A 16845-nucleotide genomic window follows, 5' to 3' on the forward strand; every position below is an offset into this window, starting at 1 on the left:
TGTTATGCTTTGTGGTACAAAGGGCAAACTGTTCATCGGAGTTTGCTTATGTCTCGCCATGTTTCCCCTGTAAGCCACAGATTTTCCCAAATCGTTCGTTCTGCGCTGATGGCAACTGTCTTGTTGGGAGTAGTGCAAATAGCAAATGCAGGCCCAACGGTCGATCAGCTCAGTAATTGTCTGGAGAGGTCTACTACAACTGCCGATAAAACCACGGTGATGCAATGGACCTTTGTAGCCTTGTCTGCACATCCGGACTTGAAAGCTTATAGCAATGTATCCGCCCAGCAGAAGGAAAGTCTGGATAAAAATCTGGCTTCAGTATTACAGCGTATTTTAGTTGAGCAATGTTCGGCACAAACCAAAGCGGTGATTCAGGCAGAAGGTCTGGAGGCTGTGGGGAATAGTTTTCAGGGACTCGGACGTAGTACGGGTGAGGAAATTTTAAAGAATCCTGAAATCAACAATCAGCTTAAAGGTATATTGCGTTATGTAGATTTGAATAAGCTGGTAACCACATTTTTAACGCCAGATATTTGGAATAAGTTGGGTTCGATAAGAGGGAATTAACGTATCTGTAAGACTTACTTGAATATTGCAATAACAATTCTAATGAGTCCGTAAATGGGATAGAAAATAAATTCGATACCATTTGGTAATCCTGATCCTCGCTGTTTTCTGCGAGGTTCGGGCTGCATTCTAGATAGCCATTTATGGCATTTTGGAATCAATAGCAAAATGGTAATGACCAGTGCAAATATGCCAATGGCAATTTGGATAAGGAAGAGCAAAAGTTTGGGTGTCATTTTTGTTTTTCTTAAATGTTTTTGATTTTATAGCATAAATATTAATCATCTCACAATTTTTAAGACCTCTCCCTAACCCTCATCCTTTCTTGCGCTTCGTCTTAAAAGAAGTGCTTTAAAACTTGCTCAGGAGAGGGAGGCTTTTAATAATCCTCTCCCTAGCCCTCTCCTTTAATAAAGGAGAGGGAACTGCGCGTATCTAATGGATTACGTGACAAAGTCTCCCTTTTTTAAAGGGAGATTTAGAGGGATTTAAATTCACGTATAAAAAATGACTTTGAAAGTTGGATGTGTCCTAAGTATTAGAGTTTGGCGATGGAGGATACTTTTTTGATGATCATGTTATTTTACGTTGAGAATTATCACTTGAATAAAGTTGGAAAGATTTTATAAATTAACATGTTATACCGTCATAATTAGAAAAGTGAGAGTTTTTCCTTGAAATTAGATGAAATACAGAAAAATATCGAAAAAATTTCAATAGAAAATTGGAATAAATCATTTGGTGGAACCGCTAGTTCAGAAATAGCAAATGAAATTGAAATTGATAATTCAATTGTCATGCGTGCTATGGAAGATTTAGTAGCTGCGAATTATGGGACTATCAATGCAAATGTCGAATTGTCTCAAATATCAATAGACTCAGAAACGAGAGAATTTGAATTTACTCCGATTAAGGTGCATATATATTTTCCTTCAAAGCAGATGCTAGAAGAATTTTTTTACTCTAGTGATTTAGTTAGAAAAAGTATTCCAGAGTATAAGAAAAGATTATATCTAGGAGCTCATCAGTTATCACAGGTACTTTTTGATGAATCTGTATTAGCTCGATATTTTGATTATCCTGAATATTATGAACTCGATGATTCTAGATCAGGTGGGCATATCTATATTTGTTCTGAAGAAAGATATATCCATGTTAGACATGGTAGAAAAGCACTAGCAAATGGAAAATCAGCCATTGTTGCCATATATAAAGATTTGGCTAACATGAGCGAATTTGAACAAAGATATTGGCATTCGCACGAGCTTAATATCCATGAATTAGATTTTCTCCCTAATGACGAAGCCTATGAAAAATTCTTTAATAGAAATTATGAAGGTGCGTGGGTGAACTATACTGATGAATTATCAGATTTAACTAACAACTTAGAGTCATTAAACTCACTGTTTGAGAATAATATTTTTAATAAAGTACAAAATATTTATTGCCGTCCTCCAGTCGAAAATACTCAAAAATCTTATTTTGATAGTTGTAGTGAACTCTTTAAATTAGTCGGACCAGATAATATTAATCAGAAAACTTTAAAAGATTTTCTTAGAAATAATAAAGATTGTTTAGATAAAGATTTTGTATATGAATCAGGACGAGATATTAGTAAGTTAGAGTTATTAGGATTGTTTGAAGAAAAAATAGGATCTTCAAAAAAATTAACCAAAGCAGTACGTCTTTTGCAAAAAGATAGAACAGAAGCCGATCATAAAATCATTGAGTCAAAAATTGCTAGAGAAAACTTATCAGAACAGTTTTTTAATCATGTAGAAGAGATTAATGCCAACATTAAAGAAATTATTGAAAAAATAAAAAACCCGCTTTAAAGCGGGTTTTTTATTCCAAAATTAATCAGTTTTAACCAATCAATTTCTTCATTAATTCATTTACTTGTGCAGGGTTGGCTTTACCTTTCGCTGCTTTCATCACTTGACCGACTAGACCGTTAAAAGCTTTCTCTTTACCAGATTTATACTCTTCAACCATCTTCTCATTGGCAGCAAGAACTTCTTTAATAATCGCTTCAATTGCGCCCGTATCAGTTTCCTGTTTCAAGCCTTTTTCAGCAATAATTTCATCCGCAGATTTGCCTTCGTCCCACATAAAGCCGAATACTTGCTTCGCGATCTTACCGTTAATCGTGTTGTCCACAATACGCGCGATCATACCGCCAAGTTTTTCCGCAGATACAGGAGAATCAACCAAATCTAAGCCTGCTTTGTTTAGCGCCCCTGAGAATTCACCCATCACCCAGTTTGCAGCAATCTTACCTTGTGTAGCGCCACCAGCAGCCTTAACGACTTCTTCATAAAATTCTGACATTTCACGAGTCAATGTCAGAACGTGCGCATCGTACTCAGTCACGCCAAAGTCAGCTACAAAGCGTGCACGACGTGCAGCAGGAAGCTCAGGAAGGGCAGCACGTGCTGCTTCAATTTGCTCATCTGCAATGATCACAGGCAACAAGTCTGGATCAGGGAAGTAGCGGTAATCGTTCGCTTCTTCTTTAGAACGCATTGAACGGGTTTCCATCTTCACAGGGTCAAACAGACGAGTTTCTTGGTCGATGGTGCCGTCCCATTCCAGAATTTCCATTTGACGTTCAATTTCAACATTGATCGCCTGTTCAATGAAACGGAATGAGTTCAAGTTTTTCAATTCACAACGTGTACCGAACGGTTGACCCGGACGACGTAAAGACACGTTACAGTCCGCACGGAACGAACCTTCTGCCATGTTACCGTCAGAAATACCTAACCAGCGTACCAGCGTGTGAATCGCTTTGATGTAGGCAACGGCTTCTTCAACTGAACGCATATCCGGTTCAGATACGATTTCAAGCAGTGGCGTACCGGCACGGTTCAAGTCGATGCCTGACATGCCTTCAAACTGGTCATGGATTGATTTACCCGCATCTTCCTCAAGGTGTGCACGAGTCACGCCAATGCGTTTTACTGTGCCATCTTCAAGCTGGATGTCAATATGACCCAAGCCCACAATTGGGTTGTCCATCTGGCTGATCTGATAGCCTTTTGGAGAATCCGGGTAGAAGTAGTTTTTACGTGCAAATACAGAAGCCTGATCGATATAAGCATCGATACCCAAACCAAAGCGAATCGCAAGATCAACCACTTCTTTGTTCAGCACTGGCAATACGCCCGGCATGGCCAAATCTACAAGGCTCGCCTGAGTGTTTGGATCATTACCAAACTCGGTAGAAGAACCAGAGAAGATTTTAGATTTAGTCGCAAGCTGAGTGTGAATCTCGATACCAATAACGACTTCCCAACCGTCAATCAGGTTAGATTTTGGTTTAGCAGCGTTTTTAGCCATTATGCATTCTCCTCAGCAATTGCAGCGCGTTTAGTATGCCAATCGGTTGCTTGTTGATACTGATGTACCACAGACAACAATTGAGATTCTGACCAGTAGTTACCAATCAACTGTAAGCCAACTGGCAAGTTGTCTTTGTCAAAACCAACAGGCGCGTTAATCGCAGGAAGACCTGCAAGATTCACCGCGATGGTGTAGATATCACCCAAGTACATTTCCACCGGAGACAGGTTTGCACCGATACGATATGCAGTAGTCGGTGCAGAAGGCGCAGCGATGACGTCTACAGATTCAAATGCTTTCAAGAAATCTTGCTGGATTAAACGACGTACTTTTTGTGCTTTCACATAATAAGCATCGTAATAACCAGCAGACAGAGCATAAGTACCGATCAGGATACGACGCTGAACTTCAGCACCGAACCCTTCTGAACGGGAACGTTTGTAAAGGTCGAGAAGATCTTTTGGCTCTTCACAACGGTAGCCATAACGTACGCCGTCATAACGAGACAGGTTAGAAGATGCTTCAGCCGGTGCGATCAGATAGTAAGTTGGAACATAAGCTTCTGTCATGTTGAGATCAATCTCAACCAGAGTTGCACCCATTTCTTCCAGTTTTTTCAGTGATTCTTCAACACGTGCTTTCACGTCTGCATCCAGACCTTCAACATTGAAGTACTGTTTTGGAATACCAATGCGCAGACCTTTTACAGAAGTCCCGTTCAGGTTTGCCACATAGTCATCAACATCTTTATCCATTGATGTTGAATCTTTAGCATCATGACCAGCCATTACATTCATCAGGTAAGCACAGTCTTCAGCTGAACGTGCCATTGGGCCGCCTTGGTCTAGAGATGATGCATACGCGATCATACCAAAACGTGATACACGGCCATAAGTCGGTTTTAGACCAGTCAGACCACAAAAAGATGCTGGTTGACGGATTGAACCACCGGTATCCGTACCGGTTGCAAAAGGTGCTAGATCAGCAGCCACAACCGCAGCAGAACCACCTGAAGAACCGCCTGGAACGTGATCTAGTGCCCAAGGGTTTTTGGTCGCGCCAAAATAAGAAGACTCGGAAGTTGAACCCATGGCAAATTCATCCATGTTCACTTTACCAAGTGTGACTAAGCCCGCAGCTTTACCTTTCGCTACAACGGTCGCGTCGTAAGGAGAGATAAAATTGTCCAGCATTTTAGAACCGGCAGTGGTTTTAATGCCTTGGGTACAGAAGATATCCTTATGTGCAATTGGCACACCAGTCAGCACATTTGCGCTACCAGCACGACGCAGTGCGTCAGCAGCATCGGCTTGTGCCAGTGCTTGCTCAGCGGTCACAGTCACGTATGACTTCACTTGAGCATCCACTTTTTCGATGCGTTTTAAGTAATGTTCAGTCAATTCGCGTGATGAAAATTTAGCATTGGCCAAACCTTCGGTAAGTTCACGAATTGATAGGCGGTGTAAATCTGTCATGAGAAATAATTCTTTACGTTTAATTTAATAAAAAGATTGAACTGGATAGTAATTACTCAATTACGCGAGGGACAAGGTACAAGCCATCCTGTACCGCTGGCGCAACTGCCTGATATTCATCACGATGATTACTTTCACTCACTACATCTTCACGTAATGGCTGAGGATGGTCGAAAGGGCTTTTTAATGGTTCAACACCGTCAGTATTGATACCTTTCAGCGTTTCCATCATGCCTAAAATTTTATTTAAACTTTGAGCATATTCAGCAGATTGCGTATCATTCAGAGATAATCGTGCAAGGTTCGCAATAGCTGAAACTGTTTCTGCATTTAAATCTGCAGAATGCTGTGCATCCGATGTAGACATAACATTACCTAATCAGTATTAAAAAAAAATCAAATTATCATGCGTTATGATAAGCGATTGACTTGTCCAAAGCATCACATTTAGTTAAAGTTGCCACCTTGCGTCCATATAAAGTTTAATTGAGAACGTCCCCGTGATTCTAAAACGACTAATAGGCTTGTTTTCGCCAGATCTAGCCATTGATTTAGGTACTGCAAATACACTTATTTATGCGCCAGGACGAGGCATTATATTAAATGAACCGACGGTTGTAGCAATCCGTCATAGTGGTTCACAAAAAATTGTTGCTGCCGTAGGTCTTGACGCGAAACAAATGCTTGGTCGTACCCCGGCAAATATTTCAGCAATCCGCCCGATGAAAGATGGCGTGATTGCAGACTTTGAAGTCACTGAAACCATGTTGAATCAGTTCATCGGCAAGGTTCACGAAAAACGTTTATTCCCGCCTGCACCACGTGTTGTGGTGTGTGTTCCATGTAAATCTACTCTGGTTGAACGTCGTGCGATCCGTGAAGCCGTGTATAACGCTGGCGCGCGTGAAGTACGTTTAATTGAAGAACCAATGGCAGCGGCAATTGGCGCTGGTATGCCTGTAGAACAGGCATGTGGTTCGATGGTTGTAGACGTGGGCGGTGGTACAACTGAAATCGCGATCATCTCGCTGCAGGGCTGCGTGTATGCAGACTCACTGCGTATTGGCGGTGATGTATTTGATGAACAGATCATCAACTACGTGCGTAAAGCGCATGGCTGTGTGATCGGTGAAACCACTGCTGAAATCATCAAAAAAGAAGTCGGTATGGCGCTTCCGGATGAAGGTGCAAAACCACTGGAAATTGAAGTTCGTGGTCGTAATCTGGCTGAAGGTGTGCCGCGTGCAATTACGGTGACTTCTGATGAAGTGACTCAGGCAATTTCTGACCCATTGCAATATATCGTGTCTGCTGTGAAATCTGCACTGGAACAAACGCCTCCTGAACTGTCTTCAGACATCGCTGAGCGCGGGATCGTATTGACGGGTGGTGGTGCATTACTACGTAACTTGGACAAGCTTCTTGCCAAAGAAACTGGTCTTCCTGTGGTGGTTGCAGAAGATCCGCTGTCATGTGTAACACGTGGTGGCGGTAAGGTTCTCGAATTCTTCGACAACCCAAATCATGACATGTTATTCGTAGGCTAAGAACAGGACACGGCGGGTGCAAACACATCTGTTTTCTCGACAACCGCCATCTTTTCGCTCATTCGTCATTGCGTTGGTGACCTGTCTGGTGGTGCTTTTCTTTGATTGGCGCATGCCTCATCTGGTTCAACCTGCAAGGGATGTGCTGAATGCGGCATATAATCCGATATATGCTGTGGCCAGTTATCCTGTATTGTCGCGAGAATGGCTGAATCAACAAACCAAGTCTGAAGCACAACTGCGTCGTGAAAATACAGCGATGCAGGCTGAGCTGTTACAGGCGCAGGTACGCTTACAAAAAATTTCTGAACTGTCTGCTGAAAATACCCGTCTGCGCGGGCTACTGGACACGCCTTTAATTATTGATGGACGTATGGAAATTGCAGAAGTAATTGGTACTGATGCCGATCCGCTGCGTCATATCATCGTGATTAACCGGGGTTCTAACAGCCACCTACGGATAGGACAGACTGTGCTGGATGACAAGGGGATCATGGGACAGATCATTAGTGTCTATCCGCATAGTAGCCGTGTCATGCTGCTCTCAGATAAAGAACATTCACTTTCAGTACGTCTGGAACACACCGGCATGCGTGCCATCGTCTCGGGGACGGGTGATCTTGGGCGTCTGAAAATGGAATATGTACCGACCAGTGCCAACATCAAAGTCGGTGAAAAAGTTTATAGCTCAGGCTTGGGACAGCATTTCCCCGCAGGTTATCTGGTTGGCACTGTCTCCAAAGTACAACGTCATAATTCAGGTGAATTTGCCCAGATTGATGTGATTCCGGCAGCACAGCTGGCTGGTGGTCATCATGTGGTGGTACTGTTCTCTGATTCATTAGCGATGGAGCAGCCACATGTCGATCGCTAAAATACAGTCCAGAACCCATCGGGATCCCTTGTTCCCGATTATTATTTCAGTAATTTTTGCCTCAGTTCTGGTGGTCTATCCTTTATCTTATTCGCTCTCTGGCTGGCGTCCGCAGTTTATGCTGATGGTGATGCTGTTCTGGGTGCTCTGCCAGCCGACCTGGTGTGGGATCTGGTTTGCGTTCAGTACCGGGATTTTGCTGGATCTGCTATTGGATGCACCTTTGGGTCTGAATGCGCTGAGTTTTATTATTATTGCCTTTATGGCGCGCTTCCTGACCCGTGAGCGCCGTATCCTGACTTTTAGCAATCTCTGGATTATTGCTACATTGGCACTCGTTGCCCATCTGATGCTGACCTTCTTTGCTCAGATCATTAGCGGCGTGCAGTTCTCGATTCCACGTCACTGGCTACCGATACTGACTAGCGTTATGGTATGGCCTGTTCTATATTATCTGCTCAGAAAATGGCGCATCTGATTCTGGCCTCCAGTTCACCTCGACGCCGTGAACTGCTGCAACAGTTGGGACTGGAGTTCGAGATTTACAGTCCTGATATTGACGAATCCGTATTGCCCAATGAGTCAGTTACGGCTTATGTTGAGCGTTTGGCACGTGCCAAAGCGGATGCCGTGGCCGAGCGTTATCCAGATGCAATTATCATTGCCGCGGACACCAGTTTGGGGGTTGATAACGAGATTCTGGGTAAGCCTGAATCCAAACAGCATGCCTTTGTAATGTGGGCTAAAATATCAGGCCGTAAACATGATGTATTTAGCGGTGTCTGCGTACGCACAAAAAATGAAAAATACAGTATAGTGGTAAGAACACAGGTTGAATTTCAATCACTCACCACCCATGATATGGAAATTTATTGGGCGACTGGTGAACCGGTAGGCAAGGCAGGCGGTTATGCCATTCAAGGCATTGCAGCACGTTATATCCCCGCGATTCAGGGGAGCTACTCTAATGTAGTCGGTTTGCCCCTATATGAAACGGTACAGTTATTACAGACGGTTAAAGCACTAAATTAACTGCTGAAAAAAGAATTCTTATAATGTTTTGAGTGTTGTTATGTCTGACGAGTTATTGATTAACTTCACACCGATGGAATGTCGTGTGGCGTTAATCGAAAACGGCACGGTGAACGAACTGTTCATCGAGCGTACCGCGAAGCGCGGTCTGGTGGGGAACGTATATAAAGGCAAAGTGGTCCGTGTCCTGCCAGGGATGCAGGCTGCTTTTGTCGATATTGGTCTGTCACGTACTGCTTTTTTGCATATCAATGATATGGTCTGGCCGCGTCAGCAGCCGACACCGAATGTGTTTGAATTACTGCAGCCAGGTCAGATTCTGACGGTGCAGGTGATGAAAGACATGCTCGGGACCAAAGGCGCACGTCTTTCAACTGATCTCTCCATTCCTTCACGTTATCTGGTTTTGATGCCTTATGGCAATCATATTGGCGTATCGCAACGAATTGAATCTGAAGAAGAACGTAATCGTTTACGTTCGATTATTGAACGGATTCAGGCTCAGCATAAACTGCCCGGTTCGGTGATTGTCCGTACTGCGGCAGAAGGCATTGATGAAGCTGAAATTGCCCAGGACATGGCTTATCTGGCTAAGCTTTGGGACTACATTCAGCGCAAACAAAAGAGCATTGCTGTTCCATCACTGATCTTTGAAGAACTGCCGCTGCCACAGCGTGTGATTCGTGATCTGGCCAATGAAAACACTGCCAAAATCTATGTCGATTCACGTGAAATCCACGGCAAACTGAAAGAGTTTGTTAAAGAATTTGTGCCAAGCATGAATGATCGTTTGCTGCACTATCCAGGCGAGCGCCCGATTTTTGACTTATATAATGTTGAAGATGATATCCAGAAGGCTCTACAAACCCGTGTGGCACTGAAATCTGGTGGCTATCTGATGATTGATCAGACTGAGGCCATGACCACGATTGATGTCAATACCGGTTCCTATGTCGGCGGTCGTTCACTGGAAGATACCGTTTTTAAAACCAACATGGAAGCGACTGAGGTGATTGCACGTCAGTTACGACTGCGTAATCTGGGTGGGATCATTATTATTGATTTCATTGACATGCAGGAAGCACAGCATCGTGACGAAGTGATGAACCAGTTCGAAAAAATGCTGGAACGTGATCATGCCAAAACCAAGATTACCCAGGTATCTGAACTGGGTCTGGTCGAGATGACGCGTAAACGTACCCGTGAATCTCTAGAACACCTGTTATGTGAATCCTGTCCAACCTGTCAAGGACGTGGATATGTCAAAACAGCAGAATCAGTGTGTTACGAAATATTCCGTGAAATTTTACGTTACGCACGCGCTTATCAATCACAAAGTGGATTTACTGTAGTGGCACATCCGTCAGTGATTGATCGACTGCTGACTGCAGAAGCCCCGGCTGTGGCGGATCTGGAACACTTTATTGATCGCGTGATTAAGTTCCAGGTTGAAAATTTATATACGCAAGAGCAATACGATATCATTCTCAGCTGAAATTGTAACAGAATATCGTAAAACCCTTGTTACAACTGGAATTTTACAAGCGCAGGTGAATTCTGAATACTAGACACATCCAGTAGCCAAAGCCAATCTCCCAATATTTTGGCTTAGCAAAAAATGAGGTGTGTCATGAGTATAAGTAAAGCAGTTATTAATAAGGGTCTAAAACACGTGCTTGAACCGAAAACTGTCCACGCGGGATACATTGTGGACGAACGCGGCAATGAAGTTCAGATTACTTCATCTATGATCCGTACGGTCTGCCATCAGCTATTAAAACAATGTCGTACTGTGAAAAGTTAAAATTTGAATATTGCTTGAATGATTTGAATAAAAAATAATCAAATAAAAATAAAGGGGCACCATATGCCCCTTTATTATTGCATGAAATTATTGGCAAAAATGTTCATACCTGTTTTTGCATAGAAACTTAGTCTTGGTTTTAGTCTTCATCGCAGTCTAACTTACTGCTGCGAGCTTTGGGGTTTTGCCACCATCGACAATCCGTTCAAAACGCTGGATTTCGTCCTCAAGATGAGTAAGCAGATTCTGCATTTTAGGCAGGGAATTACGGCAGGCGGTCAGACCCACTTCAAGTTTGTCTAAATAACTGGTCATGGTGATATTGAGTGCCTGACCATCGAGCACGATAGAGGCAGGGTAGAGAGCTTCCAGACGGGCTCCATTCCAGTACAGTGGCTCTTGTGGACCTGGAACATTGGAAATCACCAGATTAAATGCCTGGCGTTTTGGCATCAGACCTGATGCAATATTTAAACCTGCAGCGCCATAAACAAAAGCACTATAGTTCAGAATCTGATTGGCATTCATGCGCTTAAAACGTTCTTTGGCATTCAGTACGCTACGACGTACGATCTTGAGGCGTTCTAAAGGATCTTCCTTATGTGTACCCAGATTCGCCAGAATCATGGTAATACGGTTTGATACATCAGAGTCATCAGAACGTACAGAAGCCGGTACCATGGCAATCAACGGTTTCTTCGGTAGAGCATCTTGGCTAATTAAATATTCACGTAAGGCACCGGAACAGATTGCCAGCACGATATCGTTAATGGTTACACCCAAGGCTTTAGAAATACGACGAAGACGCTCAAATTCAAAGGATTGCGCAGCAAATCGGCGTGATGCACTGACACGTTGATTTAGAATGGATGAAGGGGCCTGGAAACTGGAGACATAATCAGGATTACGTCCCATGTCTTTTAATACAGTTTGCGACAGCTCATAGATGACACGCGGAGTAGATTCCAGCTGTCCTTTCAGCGTAGATAAAACGCCTTTAATGCGGCTAACTTTTGGTGCTTTCAGGCGCTTGGCACGTGGTCCTTCTACACACCATGGTGGGACAATACTTTTTCCATATGGATCATGAGACAGTGATTTCTCTACCAGACGCATACCCGCAATGCCATCGACCATGGCATGGTGGATTTTAAAATACATCGCGAAACGATTACCTTCTATTCCTTCAATGATATGACAGGTCCAGAGTGGTTTGGCACGGTCAATCAGAGCACTATGTTCCTGTGAAATATAGGTGAGTAATTCACGGATGCGACCCGGTTTTGGCAGGGCAATATGCCGGAAATGATGATCCAGATCGAACTGTTGATCTTCGTCCCAGAACAAGCCATTTAAATAATTATTGAAAGGTGGGATCGGAATAGATTTAGAAGTACGGATATCACGCACCAATTCCTGAATAAAAGTTGCCGGCGCATTATCGGGAATCTGAAATAAAAAAAGACCACCTACATGCATAGGTTGCTGCCGTTTCTCTAAAGATAAAAAAATAAGATCAATTGGATGTAATGGACGCATAGCGTGGATTGCCTCACTGCACTCTATATGGCTGTTCTCTATCTGAAAAGCCTTGTTAGAATTATTGCTTTAGTAAAGAAAGTATAGCTGTTTTAACGTAGAAATGAACTGCTTAATCTTAATCTGTTAAGTTAAAAAGTAATAATTGACATGGAGGTTTATACCTTCCTAAGTTTTTGAAATGTGAAAATTTTAGTTTTTAAAGCTGCTGCTGAAAATACGTTTTTTAGGTCTGGTGGGAGTATAACTGAATAATTATGCATCATTAAAAGAATGGTATTGAGTTCAATTTCACATTTTTTTGCAAATAAATCTATTCAACAACATTTTATAAATTCTTTGATTATCCTCAGGATCTTTCCTGATGAATGGTAAAAGAGGAGACTTGATATCTTGTCACCAAATGTAAGATTCGTAGTTAAAAAGGCTATCCTGATTCAGGATAGCCTTTTACAAATATGCACAGTCTGATTTAATTTTACTCTTTCAGGTTGCCTGCATGTAAGCCACATTCTTTATGCGTGGCTTCTTCCCACCACCAGCGACCTTCACGTTCGTGCTGGTTCGGTAAAACGGGACGAGTACATGGTTCACAGCCAATAGAAATGAATCCTTTCTCATGCAATGGGTTGTATGGAATTTCCATCATGCGGATATAACTCCATACATCGGCACTCGACCAGTTGGCCAGCGGATTGTATTTAATCAGCTGTTTACCGGGACCTGAAAAACCTGGATCTGCCTGAACCACCGGAATTTCATTCCGTGTACCCGGGCTCTGGTCTTTACGCTGACCGGTAATCCAGCCATCAAGTGTTGCAAGTTTTTTTCGTAATGGTTGAACCTTGCGGATGCCACAACATTCCTGATGACCATCTTGATAGAAACTGAACATCCCTTTACGAGTAGTCAAATTTTCAATGGCTTCACGTTCAGGAAAACAGATTTCAATATCTACATTATAGTGTTTTCGAACTTGCTCGATAAATTGATAGGTTTCAGCGTGCAAGCGGCCTGTATCCAGACTAAAGACACGGAAAGGTTTACCGAGGTGGGAAGCCATGTCAATCAGTACAACATCTTCTGCACCAGAAAATGAAATGGCAATTTCACCTGGTTGATTCAGGGCAAGTGCCAAAATTTCACTTGGAGATTTATCAGCATATTCAGATGCAAGCGCATCCACAATATCAATAGTAGGAATAGTGGTCATGAGAATCCTGGCGATATAGGCTTGGAATGACTCTGCCTATATTAATTAATTTCACATGTATTTTAATAGAAGAGAATTAGTAGTCTTATCACTAAAAAATAAATACTTATGAAAAAAATAGATTTAAAAAAGAACAATGCAAAATATGAATCTTCAGCTATGATATGGAAAATTTTTTAGATGATAACTGAGGGGAATATTCATGGAAGTCGTATGTCTGGATCTTGAAGGTGTATTGGTTCCTGAAATTTGGATTAATTTTGCAAAGAAAACAGGCATTAAAGCGCTTGAAGCAACGACTCGTGATATTCCTGACTATGATGTGTTGATGACACAACGTCTGAATATTCTGAAAGAGCATGGCTTGGGTCTGAATGATATTCAGGAAGTGATTGCAGATATGGGGCCATTTGAAGGCGCCAAAGAATTTGTAGAATGGGTAAGCACTCATTTCCAACTGATTATTTTATCTGATACTTTCTATGAATTTGCGCATCCTTTAATGAAGCAGTTAGGCTGGCCAACAATTTTCTGTCATAAACTTGAAACTGATGAAAAAGGCATGATCACCGCGTACAAACTGCGTCAGCCAGATCAAAAACGTCAAGCGGTAAAAGCATTACATGGCCTGAACTTCCGTGTGATCGCAGCAGGGGATTCTTATAACGATACCACCATGCTGGGTGAAGCGGATCACGGTTTCCTGTTTGATGCACCGGAAAATGTGATTGCTGAATTCCCGCAATTCCCACCGATTCATGGTTATGCAGCGTTGAAAGAAGCCATCCGTAATGCTTCAATCCGTAATATTCCAGCTTAAGTGTTAAAAGCTGAATGAAATAAAAAAGGCGCTTGAGGCCATTGCTGTCCCACAATTTTTCACAAGAGGAAGCTCATTTGAGCTTCCTCTTGTTTTATGGGTATTTTATCGGGTGAAAATAAAGCTTTTAAAGTTCTTCTTTCAAACAAATTCACCTGAATTATTCTGAGTAAACGTTGAACTGTCCAACCCGTTTTTCCTAAATGTTGAGCGAAACTCACCAATAAATAGGCGATCATCGCAATCCAGATTTGTGTCTGAATTGCGTTCCTGCTGCGGCCTAGAAACGCTTTTAATTTGAGATTCTGCTTAATCGCCTTAAAGAACAGCTCAACTTTCCAACGATCTTTATAAATCGCCGCAATGGTGGAGGCGGCTAAATGAAAGTTATTGCTGAGAAAACTAAAGTGCTTGCCACTTTGCTGATCTCTATATTCAATTCTTCTTAACACTGGGGCTTTTCTTTTTAGGGCATGTGCGCTATTCAGCTGAATGGTTTCATCTTTTAGAATACCTTTGGATTCAAGCACTGGATGTTGCTGGATCACCTGATACACAGATTTAGGCCTAAAACGTGTGACAAATCCAATGTTTTGAGCAGTCAGATTTGCATACCATTGGTAATCGACATAGCCTTTATCAAAAACTACAATGCTGCCAGCAGGAAACTGGAATTTGCGGCCTTGTACCATGTCATTTTCTTTGCCATTTTCAACTGCAACAAACTCAGGAATATCATTGCTGTGATTCAATCCTATGCTGAGTTTCATGCTGGCTTTTGAGTCGTGAACTTTGGCCCATTCACATAAGGAAAGCGACAGGTCAATATGACTGGCATCCAAGGAATACAAGGGATTCTTAAAGCGAAATTTATGAGCTACTTTTGAGTGTTCATAGTATTTAAGCAACTTGTAAAATAGCTGTTGATATAAGGCAGCAGGCTGCTGCTCATTGATTCGTGCCAGCGTGCTTCGGGGAATAGACTTTGCTCCGAGATGACTTAGCTTTTCCTGTTGGCACTCCAAATTGGATTGAATATCTCTCAGACTTTGCCTACAAGAGAATTGAGACATCAATATGGCAATAAACTGATCCCACCGGGAAGCCGCTCTAAATTTCTGTCCAACATGGTGTACTTTAGCAAGTTGTTCAAAATCCTGTCGCACAACAGGTTTAATTAGCTCATGAAATACGGTATTCTGATGTGACAAAACCTGAATCCTGGTCGTTAAAGTGTTTGTTTGCACTCATATTTTAACTGTTAGGACTCAGGTTTTTTTATTTAAAGCAAACTATGGGACAGCAGTGGCTTGAGGCGCCTTTTTTATTTTGAGGATATACTGAATTAGAAGCGGTAACCGATCTTCATGCCATATGCCCATGCATTATTATCTTCAAATTCACCTACTGGATTTCCTCCTGTCTGTGCAGTCGCATCACCTAACCAAAGGTGTTTTACACCAGCCTGGATAAAGTAATTTGCAGCAGGGCTATATTGAGCACCTAGACCTAAACTCCAATAGCCTTCAGTTGGGCCAAGTGTTGTCACAGGGTTACCTGCACCTGAATCCCAGCCTACTGAAGTAGATGCTGACCATTTGTCATTAAACTTATGACCGACACCGATATTTGCAGACCATTGGTCGTCAGAGTAATCGATTAAGTTCTGACGGACATGAGGAGCTGGAATAGAGCTAATGTTGCCCAAAAGCACAGGTTTTACAGCAAATTGGCTCCAGTGAACCCAGCGAAGATTCGCAAATACCAAAGTATTTGTTGCAATTCCTGTTTGAAAATCTAAGTTAACAGATTGAGGGGTGGTTGCATTTACACTTGAATTTAGTGCGCTTAAAGATGGAACAGGAAGTGAAGTACTTTCATGGGAGTCTGCATTATGTTCAATTTCAGAACGATAAGTTACCGCGGCTTTAAGAGCAATTTCAGGGATCTGGTAAGCAAAACCTGCAATCCAGCCGAAGGCCGGTTCTTCATCTACTTTAATATTGTAAGTACCTAAGGCAGTATTGCCACCATATGCTGCACCGCGTAATTTAATATCTGCTTCTACAGTCTGGTAAACAGGACCTGCATAAATATTCCAGTTTTTATTTGGTTGATAACCAATAAGAGCTGTAAGGTTATGGGTTTTTACTTCAACGCCTGTACCTTCTATGCCATTACCAAATGCACCTAAGCTACTTTCGTATTGTGAATCAGCTCCATAGGGTTGATCATATAAAAGTCCTACAGAAATTTTATCTGTTGCTTGAACTTTAATAGCTGCAGATGGAAAGTAATAGTCTTCAGCCATATCATCGACATTCAGCTGAGTAGATTTTACTTCAGGATCTAATACAGAAATTCCAGCTTCAGCATAGTTACCAGGCTGTAAAAAAGCTTGAATAGATTGACCTGAACGGTCTAAACCACCTGCAAAAACTGCTGTAGTTGGAAGAGTTGCAAGTAATATTGCAGTAGAAATCGGCTTAAGCTTCATGGCTCGTCCTTGAATGTTTCATAAAGATAATAAAAAAGTTGTGGAAAAGTAACATAAAATTAAAAAGAGTAAATGCTCAGCTTCGATGAAGATTTGAACTGAGTAGTAATTAAAATAGAAGAAGTTAGA

16 protein-coding genes are annotated in these 16845 nt (G+C 42.1%); 9 read left to right on the top strand and 7 right to left on the bottom strand.

Annotated features, from left to right (window positions below; translation table 11 throughout):
- The first annotated feature begins 48 nt into the window (after nucleotides 1-48).
- The gene (locus F899_RS04835) at nucleotides 49-570 is read left to right on the top strand and encodes a hypothetical protein (RefSeq protein WP_004810993.1); all 522 of its coding nucleotides are present in this window, start codon (nucleotides 49-51) and stop codon (nucleotides 568-570) included.
- 674 nt (nucleotides 571-1244) lie between these two features.
- The gene (locus tag F899_RS04845) at nucleotides 1245-2405 is read left to right on the top strand and encodes a hypothetical protein (protein ID WP_004810991.1); all 1161 of its coding nucleotides are present in this window, start codon (nucleotides 1245-1247) and stop codon (nucleotides 2403-2405) included.
- Between the two features lie 31 nt (nucleotides 2406-2436).
- On the opposite strand, the gene gatB is transcribed toward F899_RS04845, so the two are convergent.
- Genes gatB through gatC form a run of 3 tightly spaced genes read right to left on the bottom strand, consistent with a single transcriptional unit; the run spans nucleotide 2437 to nucleotide 5757 of the window.
- Nucleotides 2437-3912, bottom strand: a complete 1476-nt coding sequence (gatB, locus tag F899_RS04850) for an Asp-tRNA(Asn)/Glu-tRNA(Gln) amidotransferase subunit GatB (RefSeq protein WP_004810990.1) — start codon at nucleotides 3910-3912, stop codon at nucleotides 2437-2439.
- A complete protein-coding gene (gatA, locus tag F899_RS04855) occupies nucleotides 3912-5390 on the bottom strand; it encodes an Asp-tRNA(Asn)/Glu-tRNA(Gln) amidotransferase subunit GatA (RefSeq protein ID WP_005221174.1) in 1479 nt (492 codons plus the stop codon). Before gatA ends, gatB begins: the two co-directional genes overlap by 1 nt.
- A gap of 52 nt (nucleotides 5391-5442) precedes the next feature.
- Nucleotides 5443-5757 carry an Asp-tRNA(Asn)/Glu-tRNA(Gln) amidotransferase subunit GatC gene (gene gatC / locus F899_RS04860; RefSeq protein ID WP_005221175.1) on the bottom strand — a complete coding sequence of 105 codons (315 nt, stop codon included), beginning with the start codon at nucleotides 5755-5757 and terminating at the stop codon, nucleotides 5443-5445.
- A 133-nt stretch (nucleotides 5758-5890) separates the two neighbouring features.
- Here gatC and F899_RS04865 point away from each other — a divergent pair, with 133 nt between their 5' ends.
- From F899_RS04865 to F899_RS15620, 6 genes are all read left to right on the top strand, one after another.
- Nucleotides 5891-6937 carry a rod shape-determining protein gene (locus F899_RS04865; protein WP_004893381.1) on the top strand — a complete coding sequence of 349 codons (1047 nt, stop codon included), beginning with the start codon at nucleotides 5891-5893 and terminating at the stop codon, nucleotides 6935-6937.
- 16 nt (nucleotides 6938-6953) lie between these two features.
- Nucleotides 6954-7811: a rod shape-determining protein MreC gene (gene mreC, locus F899_RS04870; protein WP_004810981.1), complete on the top strand. Its 858-nt coding sequence runs from the start codon at nucleotides 6954-6956 to the stop codon at nucleotides 7809-7811.
- The gene (mreD, locus tag F899_RS04875; RefSeq protein ID WP_005221177.1) at nucleotides 7798-8289 is read left to right on the top strand and encodes a rod shape-determining protein MreD; all 492 of its coding nucleotides are present in this window, start codon (nucleotides 7798-7800) and stop codon (nucleotides 8287-8289) included. The genes mreC and mreD overlap by 14 nt, the downstream gene beginning before the upstream one ends.
- On the top strand, nucleotides 8277-8843 hold the full coding sequence (locus F899_RS04880) for a Maf-like protein (RefSeq protein WP_005221179.1): 567 nt from the start codon (nucleotides 8277-8279) through the stop codon (nucleotides 8841-8843). Before mreD ends, F899_RS04880 begins: the two co-directional genes overlap by 13 nt.
- A 40-nt stretch (nucleotides 8844-8883) precedes the next feature.
- On the top strand, nucleotides 8884-10338 hold the full coding sequence (gene rng / locus F899_RS04885) for a ribonuclease G (RefSeq protein ID WP_004810976.1): 1455 nt from the start codon (nucleotides 8884-8886) through the stop codon (nucleotides 10336-10338).
- A 135-nt stretch (nucleotides 10339-10473) separates the two neighbouring features.
- The gene (locus tag F899_RS15620) at nucleotides 10474-10647 is read left to right on the top strand and encodes a PA1571 family protein (protein WP_004810972.1); all 174 of its coding nucleotides are present in this window, start codon (nucleotides 10474-10476) and stop codon (nucleotides 10645-10647) included.
- Nucleotides 10648-10803: 156 nt separating this feature from the next.
- On the opposite strand, the gene F899_RS04890 is transcribed toward F899_RS15620, so the two are convergent.
- On the bottom strand, nucleotides 10804-12186 hold the full coding sequence (locus F899_RS04890; RefSeq protein WP_005221181.1) for a WS/DGAT/MGAT family O-acyltransferase: 1383 nt from the start codon (nucleotides 12184-12186) through the stop codon (nucleotides 10804-10806).
- A 478-nt stretch (nucleotides 12187-12664) separates the two neighbouring features.
- Nucleotides 12665-13399 (bottom strand): phosphoadenylyl-sulfate reductase, encoded by a 735-nt coding sequence (locus tag F899_RS04895; protein WP_004893386.1) that lies wholly within the window; start codon nucleotides 13397-13399, stop codon nucleotides 12665-12667.
- 202 nt (nucleotides 13400-13601) lie between these two features.
- Here F899_RS04895 and thrH point away from each other — a divergent pair, with 202 nt between their 5' ends.
- The gene (gene thrH, locus F899_RS04900; RefSeq protein WP_004810966.1) at nucleotides 13602-14219 is read left to right on the top strand and encodes a bifunctional phosphoserine phosphatase/homoserine phosphotransferase ThrH; all 618 of its coding nucleotides are present in this window, start codon (nucleotides 13602-13604) and stop codon (nucleotides 14217-14219) included.
- Between the two features lie 59 nt (nucleotides 14220-14278).
- Here thrH and F899_RS04905 read toward each other — a convergent pair whose 3' ends face one another.
- Both F899_RS04905 and F899_RS04910 read right to left on the bottom strand, forming a co-directional pair.
- On the bottom strand, nucleotides 14279-15430 hold the full coding sequence (locus F899_RS04905; protein WP_004646736.1) for an IS4-like element ISAbe18 family transposase: 1152 nt from the start codon (nucleotides 15428-15430) through the stop codon (nucleotides 14279-14281).
- A gap of 134 nt (nucleotides 15431-15564) precedes the next feature.
- A complete protein-coding gene (locus F899_RS04910; protein ID WP_005221182.1) occupies nucleotides 15565-16716 on the bottom strand; it encodes an OmpP1/FadL family transporter in 1152 nt (383 codons plus the stop codon).
- Nucleotides 16717-16845: the final 129 nt, after the last annotated feature.

The organism is Acinetobacter sp. CIP 101934 (assembly GCF_000369585.1).
Lineage (GTDB): Bacteria > Pseudomonadota > Gammaproteobacteria > Pseudomonadales > Moraxellaceae > Acinetobacter > Acinetobacter schindleri.